The sequence below is a fragment of the Vibrio sp. S/42/10 genome (assembly GCF_029890535.1).
Classification (GTDB): Bacteria; Pseudomonadota; Gammaproteobacteria; order Enterobacterales; family Vibrionaceae; genus Vibrio; species Vibrio cyclitrophicus.
Genome location: NZ_JAKMZC010000009.1, coordinates 163100 through 187759, shown reverse-complemented (window position 1 = coordinate 187759; position 24660 = coordinate 163100). Strand labels below are relative to the sequence as shown.

Annotated in this window: 18 protein-coding genes; 7 read left to right on the top strand and 11 right to left on the bottom strand. The window is 45.8% G+C overall.

Features of this window, described 5'->3' with window-relative positions; all coding sequences use genetic code 11:
• Positions 1 to 268: 268 nt before the first annotated feature.
• The 5 genes from L8S15_RS12260 to puuE form a co-directional block, all read right to left on the bottom strand.
• Complete coding sequence (locus L8S15_RS12260; RefSeq protein WP_016787541.1) at positions 269 to 1588, bottom strand: urate hydroxylase PuuD; 1320 nt, start codon at positions 1586 to 1588, stop codon at positions 269 to 271.
• A gap of 14 nt (positions 1589 to 1602) precedes the next feature.
• Positions 1603 to 2163, bottom strand: a complete 561-nt coding sequence (locus L8S15_RS12255; RefSeq protein WP_102277681.1) for an ureidoglycolate lyase — start codon at positions 2161 to 2163, stop codon at positions 1603 to 1605.
• Positions 2164 to 2178: 15 nt separating this feature from the next.
• Positions 2179 to 3165: an allantoicase gene (gene alc, locus L8S15_RS12250; protein ID WP_102277682.1), complete on the bottom strand. Its 987-nt coding sequence runs from the start codon at positions 3163 to 3165 to the stop codon at positions 2179 to 2181.
• Between the two features lie 123 nt (positions 3166 to 3288).
• The gene (gene uraD / locus L8S15_RS12245) at positions 3289 to 3804 is read right to left on the bottom strand and encodes a 2-oxo-4-hydroxy-4-carboxy-5-ureidoimidazoline decarboxylase (protein WP_010432721.1); all 516 of its coding nucleotides are present in this window, start codon (positions 3802 to 3804) and stop codon (positions 3289 to 3291) included.
• A gap of 22 nt (positions 3805 to 3826) precedes the next feature.
• Entirely contained in the window at positions 3827 to 4765 is a 939-nt protein-coding gene (puuE, locus tag L8S15_RS12240) for an allantoinase PuuE (protein WP_010432718.1), read from the bottom strand.
• Between the two features lie 411 nt (positions 4766 to 5176).
• Here puuE and uraH point away from each other — a divergent pair, with 411 nt between their 5' ends.
• From uraH to L8S15_RS12210, 6 genes are all read left to right on the top strand, one after another.
• Positions 5177 to 5530 carry a hydroxyisourate hydrolase gene (uraH, locus tag L8S15_RS12235; protein ID WP_010432716.1) on the top strand — a complete coding sequence of 118 codons (354 nt, stop codon included), beginning with the start codon at positions 5177 to 5179 and terminating at the stop codon, positions 5528 to 5530.
• Positions 5531 to 5777: 247 nt separating this feature from the next.
• Positions 5778 to 7121 carry an NCS2 family permease gene (locus L8S15_RS12230; RefSeq protein ID WP_010432713.1) on the top strand — a complete coding sequence of 448 codons (1344 nt, stop codon included), beginning with the start codon at positions 5778 to 5780 and terminating at the stop codon, positions 7119 to 7121.
• 262 nt (positions 7122 to 7383) lie between these two features.
• Positions 7384 to 8835 (top strand): nucleobase:cation symporter-2 family protein, encoded by a 1452-nt coding sequence (locus L8S15_RS12225; protein WP_010432711.1) that lies wholly within the window; start codon positions 7384 to 7386, stop codon positions 8833 to 8835.
• A gap of 177 nt (positions 8836 to 9012) precedes the next feature.
• Entirely contained in the window at positions 9013 to 10377 is a 1365-nt protein-coding gene (locus tag L8S15_RS12220; RefSeq protein ID WP_280573281.1) for an 8-oxoguanine deaminase, read from the top strand.
• 766 nt (positions 10378 to 11143) lie between these two features.
• Positions 11144 to 12382 carry an alpha-xenorhabdolysin family binary toxin subunit A gene (locus L8S15_RS12215; RefSeq protein ID WP_016785510.1) on the top strand — a complete coding sequence of 413 codons (1239 nt, stop codon included), beginning with the start codon at positions 11144 to 11146 and terminating at the stop codon, positions 12380 to 12382.
• 150 nt (positions 12383 to 12532) lie between these two features.
• Positions 12533 to 14929, top strand: a complete 2397-nt coding sequence (locus L8S15_RS12210) for a hypothetical protein (protein WP_280573278.1) — start codon at positions 12533 to 12535, stop codon at positions 14927 to 14929.
• Positions 14930 to 15103: 174 nt separating this feature from the next.
• Here the strand turns inward: L8S15_RS12210 and L8S15_RS12205 are convergent, their stop codons facing one another.
• The 6 genes from L8S15_RS12205 to gcl all read right to left on the bottom strand — a co-directional run bounded on the left by L8S15_RS12205 (position 15104) and on the right by gcl (position 22705).
• Complete coding sequence (locus L8S15_RS12205; protein ID WP_102336861.1) at positions 15104 to 16540, bottom strand: amidohydrolase; 1437 nt, start codon at positions 16538 to 16540, stop codon at positions 15104 to 15106.
• Positions 16541 to 16799: 259 nt separating this feature from the next.
• Positions 16800 to 17408, bottom strand: coding sequence for a TetR/AcrR family transcriptional regulator (locus tag L8S15_RS12200; protein ID WP_010432697.1), 609 nt, complete (start codon positions 17406 to 17408; stop codon positions 16800 to 16802).
• 163 nt (positions 17409 to 17571) lie between these two features.
• The gene (locus L8S15_RS12195) at positions 17572 to 18882 is read right to left on the bottom strand and encodes a glycerate kinase (protein WP_016790085.1); all 1311 of its coding nucleotides are present in this window, start codon (positions 18880 to 18882) and stop codon (positions 17572 to 17574) included.
• A gap of 187 nt (positions 18883 to 19069) precedes the next feature.
• The gene (locus L8S15_RS12190) at positions 19070 to 19966 is read right to left on the bottom strand and encodes a 2-hydroxy-3-oxopropionate reductase (RefSeq protein ID WP_010432690.1); all 897 of its coding nucleotides are present in this window, start codon (positions 19964 to 19966) and stop codon (positions 19070 to 19072) included.
• Between the two features lie 37 nt (positions 19967 to 20003).
• Positions 20004 to 20780 carry a hydroxypyruvate isomerase gene (gene hyi / locus L8S15_RS12185; protein WP_016766951.1) on the bottom strand — a complete coding sequence of 259 codons (777 nt, stop codon included), beginning with the start codon at positions 20778 to 20780 and terminating at the stop codon, positions 20004 to 20006.
• Between the two features lie 152 nt (positions 20781 to 20932).
• A complete protein-coding gene (gcl, locus tag L8S15_RS12180; RefSeq protein ID WP_154724181.1) occupies positions 20933 to 22705 on the bottom strand; it encodes a glyoxylate carboligase in 1773 nt (590 codons plus the stop codon).
• A 314-nt stretch (positions 22706 to 23019) separates the two neighbouring features.
• Between gcl and aceB the strand changes: the two genes are divergently transcribed.
• On the top strand, positions 23020 to 24645 hold the full coding sequence (aceB, locus tag L8S15_RS12175) for a malate synthase A (protein WP_154724180.1): 1626 nt from the start codon (positions 23020 to 23022) through the stop codon (positions 24643 to 24645).
• Positions 24646 to 24660 lie beyond the last annotated feature (15 nt).

Here is a 24660-nt window from a genome sequence, read left to right as displayed (position 1 = left end):
ATATTATCCTAATCGCTCTCATACATTCCCTTTAATATTTTTATTAGATAATACTAAAATATGAGATGAGTTTCATCCATATAGATAATTCACTTTCCCGATTGCCCAAAAACAAAAAGCCCCGGTTATAGGAACCGGGGAAACAGGGTGGGATGAGTTTGGCGCGTGCCCGAAACCAAACTCTCCCCAAGCCTCACCTAAGACTCATGCTCTTAGGTAAAGGGTGCTGATTACTGTTATTGCAAAGTACTGTTATTACAAAGTACTGTTATTGAAGCGTCGCGCCTTGCTCAACCCAAGTGCCGATGAGTGCACGTTCTGCATCGGTCATTTGAGTCATGTTGCCAAGCGGCATCACCTTGGTTGTTACGGTTTGAGCAACAATTCTTGGTACGTTGGCTTTAATCTCTTCTGGGGTATCAAACATCACACCGGCTGGCGCAGCAGCAAAAGCGGCGTGGCTCGGGGTTGAGGAGTGACACACAGAACAGCGCTCTTGAATGACTTTGTTGATGGTTTCAAAGCTTACGCCTGCGCTAGCCGTTTGCATTGCGTGGTCTGCAGGAACAGCTTGAGAACGAGTCGTCGTTGAAGCTGTGCCGTTCGAAACAGCCTCTTCTGTCGTCGATTCAGTCGCGCTTACTTGCACTTCTTGAACCACTGGCGCTTGTACAACCGGAGTCATCTGCTTTTTCGCGTAAGGCGAGGTAACAAATGCAAGCGTGATCATCCCCAATGCCGCTACAGGTACTGTCCATGCAAACTTCTGGCTACCATGACGGGTGTTGAAGTAGTGACGTACCAAGATACTAAAGATCGCTAGCCCAGCAAGAATCAACCAGTTGTATTCCGAGCCATAAGTGCTTGGAAAGTGGTTACTGATCATGATGAACAGCACTGGCAGTGTCATGTAGTTGTTGTGACGAGAACGCAGTAAGCCTTTCGCTGGCAATGCAGGATCCGGTTCGCGCTTCTCTTCAATCGCTTTCACTAAGTTACGCTGCGCCGGCATGATAACGCGGAATACGTTACCCACCATGATGGTACCAATGATGGCCCCTACGTGGATGTAAGCGCCACGACCACTGAACACTTGAGTTAGGCCATATGTTGCAGCGACTAGTAGTACAAACAGCACAACGCCAAGCAACACGGGGGTTTTACCTAATGGCGAGTCACACAGTAAGTCGTAAATAAACCAACCAGCAACGAATGAACCAATACCAATCGCGATTGCCGTTGTTGAATCAAGGCCAGAGCCCGGTGCAATCAGGTAAATTTCAGCGTTGAGGTAGTAAACCACACCCAGTAGACACACACCGGTGATCCACGTGAAGTAAGCTTCCCATTTGAACCAGTGCAGGTGCTCTGGCATCTCTGGTGGCGCAAGTTTGTACTTCTCTAGATGATAGATACCACCGCCGTGAATCGCCCATAAGTCACCTGAAAGGCCCGTTTTAGGGTTAACTCGGTTAAGGTTGTTTTCTAACCAAACAAAGTAAAATGATGCGCCTATCCACGCAACACCAACAATCATGTGAGCCCAGCGTATTGCTAAATTCAACCATTCTGTAATATGCGGATCCATAATAAACTCCTGTATCACAACGCTTTAGCTAAGCGTTGCTCTTCCTTGTTGTCTTCCGTTGGCAAATCTTCCAAATGCAATGCCACTCGATCGCTGTCGAAATAAACTTCGTCACAGTTGTGCCCTTCGCCGCCTCTATCGACGATCAAGAACTGGTCTTGATCGGTGAGGGCGAGAACTGGGTGATGCCACACCCCTTTGTGATAGTTCACTCCTTGACGGCCGTTGCTCATGAAAGCTCGGCTATTGGCTAATGTTGGATCGTCGCCTTTTGGCGCAACAACAATTAAATAGGGTTGACCAAGTAATGGAATGAATGCCTGAGAGCCAAGTGGATGACGCTCTAACATTTTGATGGTCAGTGGGTAGCTCAACGGTGTGGCCTGGAAGATGCTGATGATGGCTTCTCCATCTTGGTCTTGTACATCCGTTGTCGCTAACTTGTGGTAGCGACGTGTTGATCCACTGTTGATCATGAAGAAATCACTATTATCGGACTCGATAACATCGCCAAACTCTGCAAAAGCCAGCTTGGTTAACGGTTCGATGGATAAACGACGTATTCCATTACTCATATCTGATTTCCTTACCTATTTCGCCTTCGTACCAAACAGACGCAAACGGCTGATACCGCCATCTGGGAATATGTTTGCACGTACGTGGGTAATTGCACCAAGGTCGTTTACCTCAGAAATGAATTCGTGAATCTCGTGTGCTTGCAGCTTTTGTGCGGGCAACAGTTCACGCCAGAATAGGCTTTGTGTTTCGACTTGGTCGTCGGTACCGCCTTTCACGTAAGCCGCTTGAATCGAGCAGCTGTCAGGGTAGTTACCTTTGAAGTGAGCCGTGTCCACGACGATACGTTCGATGTTACCTGGGTGGCCTAGTGCCACGATAACCCAGTCGTTACCCGGTGTACGACGACGTGCTGTTTCCCAGCCATCACCCATGTTTTCACCGCGGCCAGGGCCTAAGATGTTGGCTTTGTTGCCGTAGTGCTCATCGCTACATGCGAGTGCTCTACCACCGTGTTCAACCGATGCTAGGTCGACTTGTTGCTGAGAATCTATTGCTTCCCAATCCACACTTGGTCGGCCATAAACACGTAAGCGTGCGACACCGCCGTCTGGATAGATGTTCAAACGTAGGTGCGTAAATACTTGGTCACTTTCGATTGCTTCAAGATGATGATGATCACCTTGTAGTGCCATTGAAGGCAGAATTTCTTGCCACTCTGTTGGATCAGTTGGCTCACCTTGTGGTGAATAACACGCATCAATTGATGCCGAAGGTGGGAAGTTACCTGTGAAGAATGAGGTATCAATATCAACGCCAGCAATGGTGCCAGCTAGGCCAAGGCGAACGACACAATAATCGTAACCTTCGCCGCGTTTACGTCTGCTTTCCCAGCCGTCCATCCACTTGCCGTTATCGTCGTATAAGTCGTCTTTCCACTCTGGTGCTGCGTGGCTGAGTAGACGGCTTTTATCTGCGAAAAAATCATCTGTTGCGAAAATAGCTTTTGCGCCGAGTTTTTCATCTGCAAGGTTTATGTACTGTTCAAATTTATGGGTCATGTCCGTGTAATCCTATGAAATTAATCAAGTAATAATAAAATGAGAACTTAGTGGCTTATTCGCTTATAAAGCATACTCTTAGCGCACTAAGACTGGGCTGAGATAGCTGTTAACTCCGTTAACTTACATATCCCAGAGACGAAACATCGCGATCTTGTTGATCTCTTGAATCGCCGTAGCAAACTCAGTTTCACTATCATTTCCTAATCGCATCTCGAACGACTCAAGAATTTGGTAACGATTGGCTCCCTTCACCGCCATGATAAAAGGGAAATTGAAGCGACTTTTGTAGCTGTTGTTATAAGAAGTGAATTTTTCAAATTCTTCGGCGTTGCACTGGTCGATGCCCGCCCCCGCTTGTTCTTTGGTCGACGACTCGGTAAGTTCGCCGTTTACTGCTGCTCGACCGGCTAAATCCGGGTGAGCATTGATCAAAGCCAACTGTTTACCTTGGTCTGCACTTAACAAAGTCGATGCCATTTTCAGATGAAGATTCTCGATATGGTCGTCTTCGGCATTCAAACCTTGGTCATACACCAGTTCTGCAACCCACGGGCTGTGTTCGTAGACGTCAGCGAAGTGAGCGACAAAGATATCGCGGTCCATGGTTGTTGGTTGGCATGATCGAAATTTAGTCACGTTAAGCCTCCTTGCTTCACTGCTACTTTTGCGGTTGATGAATAGCGTTATTTGGTTGATATGGATGATGTTGGTGCCAGTGGTTAGCAATATCGATTCTACGACACAACCACACGCTGTCGTGCTGTTTGACGTAATCTAAGAAACGTCTTAATGCAGCAATACGACCGGGGCGGCCAATCAAACGACAGTGAAGCCCAACCGACATCATTTTCGGTGCGGTTTCACCTTCCATATAAAGGGTGTCAAACGTGTCTTTTAGGTATTGGAAGAACTGCTCACCCGAGTTGAAGCCTTGCGCCGTTGAAAAACGCATGTCGTTCACATCGAGTGTGTAAGGGATCACCAATTGCGGATGACCGGTTTCGATGTGCCAATAAGGCAGGTCATCATCGTAGGCATCCGAGTCGTAAAGAAAACCGCCCTCTTCTGCTACCAAGCGACGCGTATTTGGACCCGTTCGACCTGTGTACCAACCTTGTGGGCGTTGACCCGTCACTTGTTGGATGATCTCAATCGCTTTGCTCATGTGGTCGCGCTCTTCAGACTCATCAATGTATTGATAGTCAATCCAACGATAACCATGACTACAGATTTCGTGACCCGCCTCGACCATGGCTTTAGCAACGTCTGGATGACGCTCAATCGCCATAGCAACCGCAAAGACGGTCAATGGGATTTCATATTCATCGAACAAGCGAAGAACACGCCATACACCCGCGCGGCTACCATATTCATAAATGGATTCCATGCTCATGTGACGTTCGCCTTTGATCGGCTGTGCTGACGGGATCTCTGAAAGAAAAGCTTCAGACTCGTCGTCTCCATGTAACAAACAACGCTCACCGCCCTCTTCATAGTTCAATACAAAAGAAACCGCGACGCGCGCATTACCTGGCCATTGAGGGTTTGGAGGGTTAGCTCCATAACCGATCAAATTCCTTGAATAATCCTTATTCATCCAAGTACTCCTAACATAAGTGGTTGGCTTGGCCGCTCTTTCACTGGTTCATCAAAATAAATCAGTTAATGGACTTTCCAAAAATCGAGTAACCTTACCCCTGTACATTTATTGTATACAATTATTTATCTCGATGTAAAGATTTTGTTATTCAAGTTAAATGGTCGCAACTTTTTGAATTAAAAACAACAAGTTAACAAAACTCAAGTTCATTAAAAAGCGATAATCAAGATCTATAAAGTCAAGAAAAACGACAGATTAACCAACATTTTTATAACAATTAGCTTTACTAATTGTGTACAGTTCGTACATAGTTAGTGATAACAAAGTGACCAGTTGCATTCTTTGCAAGGTCGAAATAGACAGATAAACCACGGAACAGAGGAGCGCCAAAAGCGCTATTAAAGGACTATGGGAAGACTAACAACACACGTATTAGACACTACTCACGGCTTACCGGGTGCAGAGATAAAGGTAGAGCTTTTTAAGGTCAACGAAGGCTCAACAGAAAAGCTGGTGACGGTACTCACCAACTCCGATGGCCGAACCGATGCACCGATTCTGGCAGGGAATGATTTCCGACCGGGGAAGTATCAATTGGTGTTTTACGTAGCCGATTACTACAGAAGTAAAGGCGTAGAGCTGGATGGCGTGCCTTTCCTAGACGACGTGGTTATTCGTTTCGGCTTAGATGATCCAGAAGCGCATTATCACGTTCCTCTTCTCGTCTCGCCTTACAGTTTCTCCACCTATCGGGGCAGTTAGTCCCGTGACCTAGAACTTCGAACTAAGCTCAACCGTCGAATAATAAACAGATTAACGTGTACATCCCAAAGGGTGTGCACTCACTAAACACGCTCATATAAAAATACTAACAACGTTATTAGTTAGAGAGTTGATGACTAAACAACAGATAACTAAAGAAATAACGGCTAGGAAAAAACCATAAAACTTAATATTGAAATCTCGCTGTATTCAATAAATGGATCACAACATAAAAGGACTTGCTGACATGAGTGAGAGTAAAACAGAAATACTCAACCAAGATGCGAACAACGGAATTTTAGAGAAATTTTTTAAAATTAAGGCCCATGGAAGCAGCGTAAAAAATGAGTTAGTCGGCGGTGTCACCACCTTCGCAACCATGGCTTACATTATCTTCGTTAACCCACAAATCATGGCCGCTTCTGGCATGGATTCAGGCGCGGTATTCGTCGCGACCTGTATTGGTGCTGCGATCGGTTGTTTGTTAATGGGACTATTTGCGAACTGGCCTGTCGGCCTTGCACCGGGCATGGGCTTGAATGCCTTCTTCTCGTTCACGGTTGTAAGCGAAATGGGTTACAGCTGGGAAGTCGCACTGGGTGCGGTGTTTATCTCCGGCATCTTGTTTGTCGGGATGAGTTTCTACAAGGTTCGACAATGGATAATCGAAAGTATCCCAGTGAGTCTGCGTTACTCCATGACAGCGGGTGTTGGTTTGTTCTTAGGTCTGATTGGCTTAAAAACAGCAGGTATTGTCGTCGAAAATCCAGCGACTTTGGTTTCTTTAGGGGATTTTACTAAACCAGAAGCGCTACTGGCCGCTATCGCCTTCTTGATCATCGCGGTACTCAGTGAGCGTAAAATATTTGGTGCCGTGTTAATCGGAATTTTGAGTGTGACTCTGGTTGGCATGATGCTTGGCTTAGTGCAGTACAACGGCTTCTTCGCAGCTCCACCAAGTTTAGCGCCTACGTTCCTAAAAATGGACATTATGGGTGCTCTCGATGTTTCGATGATCAGCGTTATCTTGGCTTTCCTTTTTGTAAACATGTTCGATACCGCGGGTACTTTGATGGGCGTAGCTGAGCGCGCAAACCTAACCAACCCTGAAACGGGTAAGATCGAGGGCTTGAGCAAAGCGCTGAAAGCCGACAGTATCTCAAGCGTGGCAGGTGCGTGTGTGGGTTGTCCACCAGTCACCAGTTACGTAGAAAGTGCCGCAGGCGTTGCAGCAGGTGCGCGAACTGGCTTATCAGCGATTGTGGTTGGCGTGTTGTTCTTAGCAGCGATTTTCCTATCACCGCTTGCAGGCATGATCCCCGCTTACGCTACTTCTGGCGCGTTGATTTACGTGGCGTTTGTGATGATGAGCAGCATGCAGCACGTGGATTGGAAAGACTTCACCAACGGTGCTCCCGCAGCTATTACAGCGTTAATGATGCCACTGACGTTCTCTATCGCGAATGGTATCGCACTGGGTTTCATTACCTACACAGTGCTGAAACTGGCGACAGGTAAAACAAAAGACGTATCAATTTCGATGTACTTCCTAGCCGCGATTTTTGTCGCGAAGCTCGTGTTCATCGGTTAATCAAATCGTTCTTGAGCCGTCTCTTAGACATTTGGTCATTTAGAGATGGCTCAAGAATGAGTGCTTGGTTTGTTCACAAGCCAAGCTATTAAGACACATGCTAGAACAACATTTTTAAGAAAAAGCTAATAGTGCTAATCAGCGGAGTGTAGACGCATTCCGCTCGGTTAGTGCACCTTTTTTATGACCCTACGCAGTTTGTAGAAGTCATTATTTGACCGCCAATCGCCTGTAAACGGAAACGCAGGCAGAGGAATATCAAATGAAACTTCTGTACACCCTAAATGAAAGACCGCCTCACGGCTTAACCTTTTTACTCGCTTTACAGCACATGCTCGCCTCGATTGGTGGCATTGTTGCTGTTCCCCTCATTGTCGGCGCTTCTATCGGCCTACCTAACACAGAGATCGTCTCGCTGATCAATGCTGCGCTACTAGCGTCAGGTATTGTAACCGTCGCTCAATGTCTCGGCTTTGGCCCTGTTGGCATTCGACTGCCCGTTGTTATGGGTTCGAGCTTTGCCTTTTTAGGTGTCGCTATCTCAATCGGTAACGAAGGCGGTGTCGCCGCTATCATGGGCTCGGCGCTTATCGGCTCGTTTGTCGTGATTGGTGCCAGCTTCTATATGGACAAGGTTCGGAAACTGTTCCCAACCGTGGTAAGTGGTGTGGTGGTTACCCTAATCGGCTTAACCATTTTACCGGTTGCCATGAATTGGGTCGGAGATTCTCCTGCCAACACGGAACAATTCGCTACGCTACCAAAACTGTTTCTAGCTCTAGTCTCTTTGGGGATTGTGGTTGGTGTATCGGTTTACTGTAAAGGCGCGGTTGCCGCTTCAGCCATCGTGATTGGTTTAGCGGGCGGCTACATTGTGGCGCTATCGCTCGGTATGGTCGACCTTGAACAAATCAGCTCTGCCGCTTGGGTTGGCGGACCTGAACCTTTCAAATATGGCTTTACCTTTTCTGCCAGTGCCATCATCAGTATGAGCTTGGTGTACATCGTGGTGATCGCCGAAGCAACGGGTGACTTCATGGCATTGGGCAACAACTGCCAAACCCAAGTCAGCGGTAAAGATCTAAAACGTGGGCTGTTAGGCGATGGCCTTGGTAGTACCTTATCTTCGATTTTAACAGCGATGCCATTGGCGTCGTTCAGCCAAAACGTCGGCATTGTGGGTATCACAGGGGTAGCAAGTCGCTATGTAGTGGCTGCAACCGGTGGTTTACTAATTTTAGGCGGTTTATTCCCGAAATTAGCTGCTATTGCCGTCACGATTCCGAAACCTGTTTTGGGTGGTGTGGGCTTTGTGATGTTCGGTATGATTGCTTACGCGGGTATCCGCATGTTGATCAAAGCCGCAGACACCAAACGAAATGCCTTGGTAATCTGTGTAGGTTTGGCGTCTGGCTTGGCGGTAACTTTCGAACCAAGACTGCTGCAACACTTACCGCATGATTTGGCGAACTTCCTTCACTCGGGCATTACCACAGGCACCATCATGACGGTTCTGCTAAACCTTGTGTTACCAAAATCATCAAAAGCTGAAGAACAAGAAGCGTTAGCCGAGAGCCAAGCGCAAGTTGAGCTAAAAATGAAAGAACAGGCTGAAGAAGAACTACACTCAGGCGAGCAGTTAGAGATTCAACATGCAAGTACAGAAGCAGACGTTCAAGCGGCATCAGAAAATCCTGAGCCAAAAACGAACTAGCTGATTCCCCAATTTAACTGGTTCACTGACTAGCGTAAAACCGATTTTCACAGAATCAGGGAATGATTAGAACATTGAACGTTTTAACGCCCCCTGATTCGAATTTATCTATCAACAGCAAATACCAACAAAGACCCTCTTCCCTGAAAAGGCTGAGATGGCTAAGGACTACTATGAATGGAAACAATCTGGATTAAGAATCCTCTCGCAATCTACACTGGCTCACAGGCTGATGCAGAAGGCGGAATCGTCATTAAAGGTAATAAAGTCATTGAATTGGTTGGCAAACACAAAGAGCCGACCTTACCCGTAGATTACAGCGTCGACGCCTCTCGTCATGTTGTAACTCCCGGGCTTATCAATGCGCACCACCACTTCTATCAAACCCTAACGCGTGCCTACCCTGGCGCACTCAATAAAGAACTCTTCCATTGGCTACAAAGCCTCTACCCAGTTTGGGCTAACCTCGATTCTGAGATGATGAGCCTTGCTACAGAGCTAGCATTGGTCGAGTTAATGATGTCGGGCTGTACCACCGCGTCAGACCACCATTACTTGCTACCAAACGGGCTTGAGCATGCCATCGATTTACAAGTCGAAGCGGCAGAGAAGCTAGGTGTGAGAGCGATATTTACGCGTGGCTCCATGAGCCTTGGAGAAGATGAAGGTGGACTACCTCCACGACACACCATTCAAACTGAACAAACCATTATTGATGACAGCCAACGCTTAATTCGCGATTACCACCAGCGTGATGAAGAGGCGATGATTCAAATCGCACTCGCGCCTTGTTCGCCGTTTTCAGTCACTACAGACCTGATGAAAGAAACCGCCAAGATCAGTGAGCGTGAGAACGTGATGATGCACACTCACCTATGCGAAACCTTGGATGAAGAAGACTTCTGTATTGAGAAATTTGGCCTACGCCCTGTGGATTACCTAGAAGATGTGGGGTGGCTGAATGAACGCACTTGGCTTGCTCATGGTATTCACTTCAATCCAGAAGAGATCAAACGTTTGGGTAAAGCGGGCATTGGTATCAGCCATTGCCCGACGTCCAACATGATGCTGGCTTCCGGTATTTGTAAGAACAACGATCTTGAAGCAGCAGGCGTAAAAGTCGGGTTGGGTGTTGATGGTTCCGCCTCAAACGACGGTTCAAATATGATTGCCGAAGTGCGCATGGCAATGTATCTACAACGCCTGCAATATGGTTCTGCCAATATTTCACACCTCGATGCACTGCGCTGGGCAACGTCAGGCTCAGCACGCGCAATGGGCAGAACCGACATTGGTACGCTAGAGGTTGGCAAACAAGCCGACCTCGCAATGTTCAAACTCGATGATATTCGTTTCTCTGGTAGCCACGATCCACTCGCTGCATTACTACTTTGTGGTGCTCAACAAGCGGATAAAGTGATGGTGGCCGGAAAATGGCGAGTTAACGATGGTGCCGTTATTGGCGTAGACATGGAGCAACTGATGCACCGCCACCATTCTGCCGCAATGAAGCTAGGTAAACTGGCGATGAATAACAACTAACTAAGATACTTGCCCATCAAAGACTGTAGGCCAAAGCGAACGGCTTTGGTGGGTAAACTTATAAGCATTAGAAAACACCCGCAAGCATCCCAAAAAATCTGCAAACATGATTGCCTCTCAATCTGTATCAATCTATTTCTTTAAATAGTTCTACCTTTATTAAATCGGAAATATAAACAATAACTAATTAAATACAATCTAATTGAATATAATCTAATTTAATTACACCTAATATAAGATCACCTAATAAAACATTCGCTAATAAAAATTCCCGTCATTATAAAAACACCCGTACATTGTTTGGCACAGATCAAATTTAAAACGCTCGTTCTATTTATATATTCATTAAATTAATCAACAGATTTAGTAATAATAAGAATAATGGCGATAATTATATTTTTATCATTTAACACCTTTATGAATAGAATGAAAACCTCTCGAGGCCTTTCCATAACTAGCCTGACAAAAGAACCAAAACTAATGATTCAAATATCATTAAATTCAATAGATCAACAAACGACCAATATAAATCCAAATGTGTGACCTAAATAGAACTTTTCATTATAAATCTGCTATAGATTGACCAAATCTTATAAAAACAAAAAACACATTAAAGAGGTTAGTTTTAAAGAACAAAAAATAATCACAAAAATAACAATATTAAAATATTCAATAACCCTTCATAAATATTTAAAAAATGCCATCAAGTGGTAGGGGGATTATTGTCTTTGCAAAAAGCTAATAACAAATCTAACAGGGCTAAACGATGAAAAAAATCACAAAAACACTCGTATTATCTTCGATATCAATTGGGCTACTTTCCTCTTTTGCACTCACTTCTCAAGCCGCTCCAGTTCAAATCAACCAAGCGTCAGCTGAACAAAACATACCTCAAGTTACCTACGACACGATCATTGGTGAGAATGGCGTCTTTATCGATTTAGAAACTGACAACTTTATTCTTAAGCAACAAGAGTGGTATCAGATTCAAGCCTATGTAGAAGGTGCTTTGGCCCTACCCGTGACAGAAGCCAGTATGAAGTCGACTTTAAGTATTCCTAACGACATTCCTTTCTCTAATTTCCAAGCACTGGTTCAGCAATACTCAAATATTCACGATACCGCCTTTTATTGGAAAAAAGATCTTTATCCAAGCATCGTTGGTCTTTCATTAAGCTTGGCCAATTACGTCCAAATTAAAGACTACATGCTTAACCCACTTAGTGATGCTTTGAATGAAATGCTGGCCAAAGCATTCTCGCCGCTCCCAGAAGATATCGAAGCGGTAGAACGCAATAGAAAGGTGGCGATCGCTTACCTGAAAAGCCTGCAGAGTTTTTCCATGAGATACCAACAAGAAGTGTCTGACGTTGGCGGTAACCTATTGGAATTTTCAGCTACATTAGATACACAAAAATTGCAGTTAGATGTGTTGGAAGGCACTCACAACGGTTACCTAAGCGACGATGGCAGCGCGCTTCAGCAGCGAGTGAATGACATCAATGCGCGTATTACTCAACTCAACAAAGATTACACTCACTACGTTACGGTCGCCTCTACCGCGGTGACTTATGCATGGTTCCCTCTGGTTGCAGGTCCAATCATGGGCGTATATGGCGATAAAGCAGAAAAAGCACGCAAACTTCGTAACGAATTACAAAACGAAGTAAAAGAGCTTCAAGACCAGTTAACTTACACACAGAAAATATATAACTCTTATCATCGCTCTTCAGAGAGTATCGATATGATTTCTCAACAAATAGAAAATGCGATTCCACATATTAATAAGCTGAAACTAAATTGGCAGAAAATGAATGCCGACTTTACTTCACTGCTCGTTGCTTTAGAACAAGCCCAGAATAATGCCGACATCATGAAAGACGACGCAATGCTAGGCGCAATAGGTGCTCTTGCCAATACAACGGTTGCAGAAAGTAACTGGAGTAATATTAGTGAGAAAGCAAAAGCGTTCGCAAACAATGCATATATCCAAGAAATGGAATAGTCCATAGACCTCTCGATCATATAAAAACACAAAAATATAACGCAATAGCCAAAAATATATCCCTAACAGAAAGCCACACCTTATCAAAATTATGGTGCTGGCTTCTGCTACCCAAAATTTGGCAAATACTAATTTCGACAGGACATCAATATGAGACTTCTACCTATTATTATTTCTCTTTCATTCTCTCCACAGGCTTTTTCTAGCGATTGGCTTGAACTGAACAATTTACCCAATTCAACCGAATACCCAACTTGGGTTCAATCGGCCTATTCCGATGTCGGCGTTCTATCTCGTTCCACATCCGATTTACACATCAACCTCAGTGATTGGATAGCAGAACAAAACCTTTACGTCACTCAACCCTCAAAAATCGTCGTTTTTGCAGATACCATTGAAATTCCAGAGAATTTCAACTTGCTTGTAAACAACCAAAACATCCTTATTTTTGCGCGGAAAATCGTTGGCCAAGGCACGCCGACGTTTGTGCTCGGACAGCAAGGCTCTGCAGCCTCAATTTCTGTGATTGCCGGCGAAATAGAAACACCGATTAATGTACTCGCTTTCCAAAGCGATGGCAGCATTACACGAGATGCCCTAACAGGAAATACAGGAGATGGTGAATCCGTTGTCTTAGCAGGAGAGCACTACCGAAGAACGACCATTGACTCGAACATTACTGGGCAAATGAAACTGGCTACTGAACCTTTTACAGACATTGTTAATCGCTCGTTTGATATGGCAGCCAGCTTATACGATACCAACCCAAAGCTTAGCCTCGACCTCATCAACTGGATTGAACAGAGCTTGCGTTACTCAGGTTCAGTGGTGGAAGACGATCCGATTCTTTCCGACCTTTACCTACAAACGGTCGCGTTCAAGCAATTCATTAGCTTCAGCACCAAAGAGAGCAATTACGTTCCTTATCTTGACAAGGTGTTATATCAAGATAAATACGAAGCCTATTTGAACGCTATGATCGCGTATCAAACTCAATGGGACATTATTCAAGATAGAAACACGGTCATTGAAGACAAGATTGAAGCCGCCAAGTTAGCACTCGCTAACATCGAAGACGTTCTACGCGCTCAGAGTTCGATCATCACACAAACCCAATCCAACATAGACAAGATAGGCGATAGCCTGACCGAGGTCGATAGCCAATATAAAGCACAAGAACTAGTCACTCTCAGTTCAAAAACCACTTATTTAGTTGGTGTCGAGAATTGGAAAACCCAACAACAACTCAATGCGGCTCTCGCAATATTCAAAGCAATAGCCGAAATTGGAAGTGCCGTGAGTGGGGTATTCACAGGCAACCTTTCTGGTGTGAATGACCTAACCGAGCAATTGGCTAAAACACCTGAAGCATTAGAAAAAGCGAAAAACCTCGTCACCAATATCAAGTCCGTCACAGGCATTATTGATAGCGTGACCAAAACGATTTCTGGCATTTCTCAGTTAACCGCGGATATTAAATCAACCATCAAGCTCCAGAAGGTATCTGAAGCGATGGATGGCTTTAACTTCAACATCCCAACCATCAATGAAAGCAATCTGGCGTGGGATCTGATGATCACCGAGATCCGCAGCAACTTAAGATATGCCGATAGCTTAGGTATCAAAGGATCAAGACAATACCTACTCGAACTCGAAAAGCAGGTTCTGCTCGGTAAGGCAATTAACATCACGCAGCTTAACTTTTCTCACGAGCAAGCGAAGTTGGTAGACCTCTTACTCACCAATAATGTGACTATCAATCAACAACAAAGATTGAACGATGCGATCGAGGGTTATCAAGTAGACACCGACAGCTTCGATTCGATTGAACGTGAACTATCACGAGTATTGATGCACTTTAAGCGTCCGATGTTCGTTGCTTTGTCTAACTATGTTCAGGCATACGAATATTGGGCATTGAAGCCAAGCGAAGTTACGCCTTCTCTGAATAAAAGCTACTTGGACTACCAATTTGATTTGGCTACTGTCGAAAGTGAGTATGTAAATGCTCTGTCTTCTTTCCAACCAGCACCACAAGATTTCACCATCGACAACTACACCATTTCTAGCCCCGAGCAACTAGAGAGCTTTGCAACAACCGGACAACTAAACTTCACCATTCCACTAGAACAAGTCCAATTGTGTTCGTTTGACCGCGTTAGGCTTTCCACGGTACGAGTGTTCTTAGAGGGTGAAAACTTACCTTATGGCAAGCAACTCAACCTGCGAGTTTCCAGTTCGGGTAACTATTTAGACCGATATGAGAACAAGGACTATCAGTTCAGTTCTAACCCTGTTTCACGCGCGTTCTATTACCGCCTAGATGATCCAACCACCAACGATGTTAGCATCATCACCGATGGTGCCGTGGCGAATAAATTCGAATACGCCTACTTCCAACCCACTCCGTTTTCATCATGGAATGTCACGCTCAACAACTTTGATAAAACCGAGCAAACGAACAACCAGTACCTAAAAGATGTCGAACAAATTCGCGTCGAGTTCTTAGGTAGCGGTATTCCTAACGGCAACAGTTGCTCCAATTAACCAAGGTATTCTCTAACTAACCAAGCGCAACCTCAATTAACCCAGTGTTGCTTTCATCCAAAGAACTGAGGTTCAAGGAGTAAGGTTCTGGAGGAGTTCGTAACAAAAAGGCCGACGTGATGTCGGCCTTACTTATTCATTCACTCTATTCGATTTTAGAATCCGATTCACGGCCTAATCCATCAAACTCTTCGACTTGATCGCTTTCTTAGAAAGCTCTTTGGCAAACGCTTTGATATCTGTTTCAAACTCATCGACGCTTTGGCGGATTTCATCCAGTTGAACCGTCTGCATCACACGGTTTTCCATTACGATTTGGCCGTTAACGATAGTAGTGTCGATGTTGCTTGGGTTCGCTTGGTAAACCAAAGTCGCGTATGGGTCGTAATTTGGCATCATGTTCGCTGATTGTGTCTCTACAATCACGATATCTGCTTTCTTTCCGACTTCAAGAGAACCGATTTGATCTTCCATGTGCAAAGCTTTCGCACCGCCTAATGTCGCCATCTCAATCACTTGCTCAGGGATCATGATGGTGCGGTCTGAATGCTTTAAGCGTTGCATGTTCGCTGCGTAACTTAGGGTACGCATGATATCAACTTGGTTGGAGCTCATTGGCCCGTCTGTGCCTAAACCGATACGCATATCAGCTCGGTACATTTCCCACGCAGGAGCTATTCCTGTCGCACCTTTGGCGTTCGCCATTGGGTTGTATGAGATACCCGCGTCAGCTTGCTTGAGTAGCTTTTGATCGTTCTCTGACAGGTGGATACCGTGAGCAATCACGACACGCTCATCAAGCACACCGATTTCATCCATGTATTCAACTGGCGATGTCGCTTTGGTTTCGTCTTTGATGCGCTTTTCTTCATTCGGGAATTCAGCAACGTGAATCAACACGGGTACATCGTATTGAGCCGACAGTTTATTGATTTCTTGCAGCTTATCTTTGCTCACGGTGTACACCGCGTGTGGTGCATAAGCAGGTGTGATTAACTCATCGTTTTTGTACTGCTCAATAAAGCCTTTGGCATACTCGATGCCGCCGTAAGGTTCTTTGGCATCAACCACTGGGAATTTAATCACGGTTTCACCCAGCACGGCGCGCAGGCCGACTTCTTTGGTCGCCTTAGCCATTTCGTCCATGTGGTAATACATGTCAGCGTAAGTCGTGACACCACTTTGCGCCAACTCGATAGAACCAAGTTTGGTTGCGTTGTAAATCAATTCACGGCTTAGCTTTTCTTCCTCAAGTGGGAAGAAGTAAGCAAACAGACGATTCGAGATGCCCTCTTCCCCCAAGCCACGAAACGCTATCATAGGCAAATGGTTGTGAGCATTGACCATGCCCGGCATAACGATTCCATCTTGAGCGTCAATCACCTTTTCAGCGCGGTATTGAGTAATCAAATCCTCGTTACCAACAGCGATGATCTGGTCATCTTTCACCACAACTACACCGTCTTCAATCACATCCATTTCTGAATTGATTGTTAGAACCTGTCCATTGGTGATGATCAGATCGGCGTTGTATGTTTGCGTCGCGACCGTCGAACCACAACCTGCCAGTAGAACTGTGCTGATGGTGCATGCCAAGCTTTTAAGCGTCATTGCTAAACCTTAATGTTGTGCGTGTAATAAATATAGAAGTCTAATATTAGCTTCTAGCTTTAATAAAAATGAGGTAATTGAATTTTTGCCGATACTATAACGCTAACTTTAAATAAAATGGCATACCTAATCGAGCCAAATTCAAGATAAATAAGTTATTGCACAACAGGTCACAAAAGTAGCTTTGCACATATGCTCACTCACATGCACAAACAAAAAAGGCCTGCAATCGCAGACCTAAATAAACGTTCAAACAACGTTAGCCTTTCACCCCACACCCTTTAATCACTAGCTGGGTGATGAATTCAGCGGCATCTTCATAGTCTTTATCATCGAGCTGCTCTTTCTGCATCACGCTACAAATCTGCCAGCCAAAATCGGCGTAGGTTTGGGTGGCTGCCCAGATGGTGAACATCAGGTGGTGTGCAGGAACGTCATCCATTAAGTCTTGTGCTGACCACGTTGAGAACTTATCGAGGATCATCTGGGATTGCTTATACAGTTCGTCACCAATCTCTTTCGGCAATACTTTAGCGCCAGACATCACTTCGTTTGCAAATACCTTAGAGGCGTGTGGATGGTCACGAGAGATGATCAACTTAGTTTGAATATATTGAGATAGGGCTTCAACAGGGTCGCTGAGCTCTTCAATCGGACGTGACGCTTCCAGTAAGGGCTGAGTGACGGTTTCTAGAACGGCATTGTAGAGCTTATCTTTGGAGCTGAAATAATAGAATACATTAGGTTTAGGGATGTCGGCCGCTTTCGCGATATCAGCCATTTTTGTTGCGGCATATCCATGAGTAGCGAATTGTTCACACGCGACTTCGATGATTAAATCTTGATTCTTTTGTCTGATCCTAGACATATTGCCCCCCTTACAGCTCATCAATAAAACCATAGTAATCAACGTGCTTTATTAGTCCAGAAGATAATTCCAGAACTCAAGGTCACCGCATCGATAACAATAAAATGGCCGCTCTATTTGTTAAGAAGCGACCATTCCATACCGTGTTTTTGAACTGTTCAAGTTATAGAATCAATATTGCGCGGAAGTCATTCACATTGGTCAACGTCGGTCCCGTGGTAAGAAGCACATCGACTTGCTTGAAGAAATCGTAGCTGTTGTTGGCATCGAGATAGTCTTGCGCTTTAAGCGACAAGCTCGAACCTTGCTGCCATGTTTGTGGGGTAATCCACGCGCCCGCATTGTCCTCCACGCCATCAATCCCATCAGTATCAGCGGCCAAAGCGAAGATATTGTCTTGGCCCTTGAGCTCGTTATATAGACTCAACAAGAACTCACAATTACGCCCACCGCGACCATTTCCCTTAACTGTTACCGTGGTTTCGCCGCCGGAAAGTATCACGCAAGGCGTCGCAAATGGGTGCTTGTGATTGGCCACTTGCTTAGCCAATGCAGCGTGAACTTTCGCAACATCTCGCGCTTCTCCCTCTATACAATCACTCAACAGATAAGCCGGAATGCCTAAGCCTTCAGCTTCTGCTGCAGCGGATTCCAATGCCGACATCGGGGTGGCGATAATATGGTGCTCTGCATTTTTCCAACATACGTCATCTGGCTTTACGGTTTCTGACTCTGGATTATTTAACCATTCAAATGCCGAGCGTGGTGTTTCTATTTGATAACGTTCTAAAATTGCCATCGCATCAAAACGCGTGGTGGTGTCGGGTACGGTTGGGCCAGAGGCAATCACACTGATGTCATCACCCGGCACATCAGAAATCGCCAATGACACAACTCTTGCTGGATAAGCAGCTTTGGCTAAGCGACCGCCTTTTATCGAAGATAGATGTTTGCGAACACAGTTCATCTCATCAATGGCTGCGCCAGATTTAAGCAGCGCTTTATTGATTTGTTGCTTCTCTGCCAAGCTGATATCGCCACCGGGTAAACTTAGCAAAGCAGAGCCGCCGCCAGACAGTAGACAAATAACGGTGTCGTCAGCACTCAGGCCGTTCACTAATTCCAACATACGTTGGCTCACTTCTAAGCCCATGACATCCGGGACGGGGTGCGCCGCTTCGATCACCTCAATGTGTTCGCAAGGTGCAGTGTGTTCGTAGCGGGTCACGACGAGACCTTCAAGGTCACGCAGTGCGAGATCTTGCTGTTGCTTAACTTGCCAGACGGCCTCTAGCTCAGCGGCCATCGACGCGGCGGCTTTTCCTGCGCCAATTACCACAGTTCGCCCAGCTTGGTTAGCTGAGCGATAAAAAATGTCTTTAGGAAGAAAAGGTTCGATGTGATTTTTAGGTAGCGCCTGATTAACAGCACTTGAGAAAAGGGTTTGTAGAAACTGCTTAGCATCAATGTCCATCAGCCACTCCTTAGTTGACGGAGAAAAAAAGAACCCCGATACAAGGCTAAAGGGTGCCTGCTAAGATCAAGTTGGAAAGGAACAACTTCAACCTCTGCCTCGTATCAGGAACGCGTATAAAAGGAGACGAAACTACGCGATTTATAAACAAACAGGTGGGCTACGAATCAATAGCAGCCCGAATTAATTAACGAATCGAGTGGTCAGAACGTTTCTCAATCGCTTGGATAAGCGCAGAGTGGTCCCAACCTTCACCGCCCATTTCGGCGCACTCGCCAAACAGCTCTTGAGCGTTAGCCGTATTCGGCAGCGCGACACCCAATTCTTGAGCGCCCGTTAGCGCTAAGTTCAGGTCTTTCTGGTGAAGCGAGATTCTAAAGCCAGGATCAAATGTGCCTTCAACCATGCGCTCGCCGTGTACTTCCAATATCTTAGAGTTAGCAAAGCCACCTAGTAGCGCCTGACGGACTCGTGCTGGATCAGCACCGGCTTTTGAAGCAAACACTAAGGCTTCAGATACGGCTTCAATATTCAGTGCCACAATGATCTGGTTTGCGACCTTACACGTTTGACCTGCGCCGTTGTCGCCTACTAGCGTGATGTTCTTACCCATGATTTCGAACAGAGGTCGTGCTTTATCAAAGGCGTCTTGCTCACCGCCCACCATGATAGTCAGCGCAGCATTGATCGCGCCTACTTCGCCACCGGATACCGGAGCATCAAGGTATGACGCGCCGCCTTCGTTGATTCGAGCTGCGATTGCTTTGGTCGCGATTGGCGAGATCGAACTCATGTCGATAACCAGTTTTCCAGCTGCACCGCCCGCCGTTAGGCCTTTCTCAACACCGTTGTCACCAAACAGGACATCTTCAACTTGAGGGGTATTCGGCACCATTAGGATAATGATATCTGCTGCTTCAGCCGCTTCTGCTGGTGAATGACAGATCGTTGCACCCGCTGCCACAAGATCGGCAGGTGCTGCATTAAAGTGATCCGACAGAATCAAATCGTGACCTGCTTTTTGAAGGTTACTCGCCATAGGTTTACCCATGATGCCAGTTCCTATAAATGCAATTTTAGACATGTTGTTCTCCTTAACGTTTGAGGGTTACCAGACGCAATTAACGGTACTGGTGTAGCCAACCAAGGCCTTCTGTCGTCGTTGTTTTTGGCTTGTATTCGCAACCAACCCAGCCTTGATAGCCAAGCTCATCAAGATAATTGAGTACGAATGGGTAATTGATTTCGCCAGTACCCGGTTCGTGTCGGCCTGGGTTATCCGCCAGTTGCACGTGTGCGATTTGGCCAATGTTTTGTTGCATGGTCGGCGTAAGATCGCCTTCCATAATTTGCATGTGATAAATATCGTATTGGATAGAAAGGTTATCGCTCCCTACCTCTTTTATGATCGCTTTGGCTTGCTCTGTGGTGTTCAAGAAGAAGCCCGGAATATCGCGGGTGTTGATCGCTTCTATCACTAAGCTGATGCCTTCTGCTGCTAGCGCGTTTGCCGCGTAATGCAGGTTAATCACAAACGCCGATTGCGCGTCTTGTTGGGTCACACCTTGCGGAACAATCCCGGCCAAGCAATTCACTTGTGTACAACCGAGTGCTTTAGCGTAAGCGATGGCTTTAGGTACACCCGCTTGAAACTCTTCAACTCGTGTTGGGTCTACCGCGATACCACGATCACCAGCATCCCAATCACCCGCTGGCAAGTTAAATAGCACTTGCTCTAGGTTATTAGCGTCGAGCTTTGCTTTGATTGCCTGAGCATCAAAAGCGTAAGGGAAAAGATACTCCACACCTTGAAAGCCCGCTTCTGCGGCAGCTTCAAAGCGATCCATAAAATCAACTTCCGTGAATAACATTGACAAGTTTGCTGCAAATTTTGCCATGACTCTGTCCTTATTCTTTATCTGGTAAAACTATGACGGTTTAGTGAAGCAACGGTTATTTGGTGGAGCTACGGTTGCTTAGCAAGCCTCGCTCTATTGGAGACTTTCCATAGAGCTAAACCTCAGCTCTACGGATACACATGACTTAATGATTACTTGTACGCTAGCGCTGTTGGGGCATCGCCACGGCTTTCGGCAAGCGGTTCAAATTCATTGATGGCGTTGATCTCCACGCCCATCGCAATGTTGGTCACTCGCTCAAGAATCAACTCAACAACAACCGGTACCTTATGCTTGTTCATCAGCTCTTTAGCTTGCTCAAACGCCGCCGCAATTTGGTCTGGCTCACGAACTCGAATCGCCTTACAGCCTAAACCTTCAACAACGGCTACATGGTCAACACCGTAGCCTTCAAGTTCTGGCGCATTCTGGTTATCGAACGCCAGTTGTACACAATAATCGATATCAAATTGACGCTGTGCTTGGCGAATCAAACCTAGATACGAGTTGTTCACCAACACATGAATGTATGGCAGGTTGAATTGAGCACCTACCGCCAGTTCTTCGATCATAAATTGGAAATCGTAATCACCAGAGATGGCAACGATATCGCGATTTGGATCAGCTGCTCTTACACCCAATGCGGCTGGTGTTGTCCAACCTAGTGGGCCAGCTTGACCACAGTTGATCCAGTTACGCGGCTTATAAACATGCAGGAACTGAGCGGCAGCGATTTGCGACAAACCAATCGTGCTCACATAACAAGTTTCACGACCAAATACCTTGTTCATCTCTTCATAAACACGCATCGGTTTCATTGGCGCTTCATCGAAATTGGTTTTACGCAGCATGGTCGATTTGCGTTCCTGACACTCACTTGCCCAAGCATTTCGGTTTGGCAGCTTGCCAGCATCACGCCACTCTTGCGCCACTTCAACCATTAGCTCTAGCGCTGCTTTCGCATCAGAGACAATGCCTAAATCTGGGCAGAACACGCGGCCTATTTGGGTTGGTTCAATGTCTACATGTACGAACTTTCGGCCTTCGGTATAAACATCCACAGAACCGGTATGACGGTTAGCCCAGCGGTTACCAACACCAAACACAAAATCAGAGTTCAGCATGGTTTCGTTACCGTAACGGTGAGAAGTTTGTAGCCCCACCATACCCGCCATTAACTCATGATCATCCGGGATCGATCCCCAACCCATTAAGGTTGGAATAACAGGAACACCAGTGATCTCGGCAAACTGTTGCAACAATTCAGACGCGCCAGCGTTAATCACGCCACCACCCGATACGATCAGCGGTTTTTCCGATTGAGACATCATGGTTAATGCTTTCTCAACCTGAGCGCGTGTTGCTTGTGGCTTATAAGGCTCTAGCGGTTCATAGGTATCGATATCAAATTCAATCTCAGCCAGCTGAACATCAATCGGTAGATCAATCAGGATTGGACCCGGACGACCCGAACGCATTAAATGAAAGGCTTTTTGGAATGCACGTGGCACTTGAGCCGGTTCAAGAACCTTAGTCGCCCACTTAGTGACTGGTTTAGCGATAGATTCAATATCAACCGCTTGGAAGTCTTCTTTATGAAGGCGGGCACGCGGGGCCTGACCTGTAATACATAGGATTGGGATTGAATCTGCAGACGCCGAATAAAGTCCCGTGATCATGTCCGTTCCCGCAGGGCCAGAAGTACCAATACACACACCGATATTGTCTTGATTGGTACGTGTGTACCCTTCAGCCATATGCGATGCACCCTCTACGTGGCGAGCTAAGACGTGGTCGATTCCTCCGAGTTTTTTCATAGCCGCATACATAGGGTTTATTGCTGCGCCGGGAACACCAAATACGATGTCTACACCTTCACGTTTAAGCACTTCTACCGCTGCTTCAATCGCTTTCATAATTGCCATTCGAACCTCCAGTTCAGATTGTATACAATTAACCTAACTTTTGTGTACTATGAACCATCCTCGCTATTTATCAACCCCAGAATGAAACAATCTTGTTACATCAACCCATCACATTAAGTACGCACTTCCCCTGAAAAGCTTACAATTCATTGCTTTACATAAAATTTCTTTACGTAAAAATAAATTACAAAAAGATTAAATGATAAATAAATGTTAAATACCGTTTGCTTGTTTACAATTTCTACCATATAAATATCCTTAAAAAGATAATTTTGTATACAAAATGACATCGTATTGTACAAAGGAGACAAGCAATGATGAATGACGTGAAAGAGAGAGAAGATGTGCTGTGTATGCAGGTACTTGGGAAGATGGACAACTCCGAGTACAAAGAGATCTTGTCTAAAGATGCATTAAAGTTCTTAGAAGCCCTTGTTAATAAGTTTGGAGATCGCCGTCATACCCTGCTAAATGACCGTGACATAAAACAAGCTCAATATGACAACGGTGAGTTACCTAATTTCAGAAAGGACACCGTATCCATTCGTCAGAACAATGAATGGAAAGTGGCAACACCGCCGCCAGAGTTACTGGATCGCCGCGTAGAGATCACCGGACCTATCGAAAGAAAGATGGTGATCAACGCGCTAAACTCAGGCGCGAAAGTCTTCATGTGTTGCTTTGAGGATGCCTCTTCCCCGACTTGGGCCAATATGGTCGAAGGGCAAATCAACCTAAGAGACGCCAACCTTGGCACCATTAGTTATTTCGATGAGAAGAAGCAGAAGCGTTACCAATTAAACGACGATCCTGCACTGCTGATCGCACGCCCACGAGGGATCCACCTTCCTGAGCAATCCATCCAATTCAACAATCAGCCTATCGGCGGTTGCTTGATGGACTTCGCCTTGTACTTTTTCCATAACTATCAATCACGAGCACAACAAGGTTTAGGGGTTTACTACTACATTCCCAAGCTTGAGAGCATGGAAGAAGCACAGTGGTGGGACGATATTTTCAGCTTCACCGAAAACTATTTCCACGTACCCAAAGGCACCATTCGTGCGACAGTTTTGGTTGAGACGCTTCCAGCCGTATTCCAAATGGAAGAGATCTTGTACGCAATGCGTGATCATATCGTGGCAATGAACTGTGGCCGTTGGGATTACATCTTCAGCTACATCAAAACGCTGAAAAACCATAAAGACCGCATCCTGCCTGACCGCCACGGGATCGGCATGGATCAAGAGTTTCTAAATGCCTATAGCCAACTGTTGGTGCGTACTTGTCATGCTCGCGGCGCACTGGCGATGGGTGGTATGTCGGCCTTTATTCCAGCGAAAGATCCGCAAGAAATGGCGCGTGTAACCGCCAAGGTTATCGAAGATAAGCAAAGAGAATCTCAGAACGGACACGACGGCACATGGGTCGCGCACCCTGCACTGGTTGATTTGGCAATGTCGATCTTTGATAAGCACTTAGATGGCAAAGTAAACCAAATGGATTTTCAAAGCCCGGAGCATGTGATCAATGCAGACTCGTTGCTAAAGCCTTGTGAAGGCAGCCGCGACGAAGCCGGCGTGCGCAAGAATATCCGTATTGCGCTGTATTACATCGAAGCTTGGATTCAAGGCTACGGCTGTGTACCTATCTACGGCCTTATGGAAGATGCCGCCACCGCAGAGATCTCAAGAGCCAATATTTGGCAATGGATCCACCACGGCGTCACGCTTGATGACGGCCAAACCTTTACCAAACAATTGTTCCACTCTTGGCTTTACCAGGAGTTAGACACGATAAAACATGAAGTCGGTGACTCGCGCTATGCAGCAGGTCGATTTGAAGAGACAGCTGATCTTTTCTATCAACTTTCTACAGCCGAAGAGTTCGCTGCCTTCCTAACTTTACCCAGCTATGGGCTATTACAAGAGTCCAGTTAGGACTCTTGTACCGAG

Bases quoted from the DNA above. Each gene is read 5' to 3' on its own strand.
- L8S15_RS12215 (WP_016785510.1), top strand. From the start codon at position 11,144: ATGAAAAAAATCACAAAAACACTCGTATTATCTTCGATATCAATTGGG.
- puuE (WP_010432718.1), bottom strand. From the start codon at position 4,765: ATGAATAAGGATTATTCAAGGAATTTGATCGGTTATGGAGCTAACCCT.
- alc (WP_102277682.1), bottom strand. From the start codon at position 3,165: ATGACCCATAAATTTGAACAGTACATAAACCTTGCAGATGAAAAACTC.
- L8S15_RS12200 (WP_010432697.1), bottom strand. From the start codon at position 17,408: ATGTCTAGGATCAGACAAAAGAATCAAGATTTAATCATCGAAGTCGCG.
- aceB (WP_154724180.1), top strand. From the start codon at position 23,020: ATGATGAATGACGTGAAAGAGAGAGAAGATGTGCTGTGTATGCAGGTA.
- L8S15_RS12220 (WP_280573281.1), top strand. From the start codon at position 9,013: ATGGAAACAATCTGGATTAAGAATCCTCTCGCAATCTACACTGGCTCA.
- L8S15_RS12195 (WP_016790085.1), bottom strand. From the start codon at position 18,882: ATGGACATTGATGCTAAGCAGTTTCTACAAACCCTTTTCTCAAGTGCT.
- L8S15_RS12205 (WP_102336861.1), bottom strand. From the start codon at position 16,540: ATGACGCTTAAAAGCTTGGCATGCACCATCAGCACAGTTCTACTGGCA.
- hyi (WP_016766951.1), bottom strand. From the start codon at position 20,780: ATGGCAAAATTTGCAGCAAACTTGTCAATGTTATTCACGGAAGTTGAT.
- L8S15_RS12230 (WP_010432713.1), top strand. From the start codon at position 5,778: ATGAGTGAGAGTAAAACAGAAATACTCAACCAAGATGCGAACAACGGA.
- L8S15_RS12260 (WP_016787541.1), bottom strand. From the start codon at position 1,588: ATGGATCCGCATATTACAGAATGGTTGAATTTAGCAATACGCTGGGCT.
- L8S15_RS12190 (WP_010432690.1), bottom strand. From the start codon at position 19,966: ATGTCTAAAATTGCATTTATAGGAACTGGCATCATGGGTAAACCTATG.
- gcl (WP_154724181.1), bottom strand. From the start codon at position 22,705: ATGGCAATTATGAAAGCGATTGAAGCAGCGGTAGAAGTGCTTAAACGT.
- L8S15_RS12255 (WP_102277681.1), bottom strand. From the start codon at position 2,163: ATGAGTAATGGAATACGTCGTTTATCCATCGAACCGTTAACCAAGCTG.
- L8S15_RS12210 (WP_280573278.1), top strand. From the start codon at position 12,533: ATGAGACTTCTACCTATTATTATTTCTCTTTCATTCTCTCCACAGGCT.
- L8S15_RS12225 (WP_010432711.1), top strand. From the start codon at position 7,384: ATGAAACTTCTGTACACCCTAAATGAAAGACCGCCTCACGGCTTAACC.
- uraH (WP_010432716.1), top strand. From the start codon at position 5,177: ATGGGAAGACTAACAACACACGTATTAGACACTACTCACGGCTTACCG.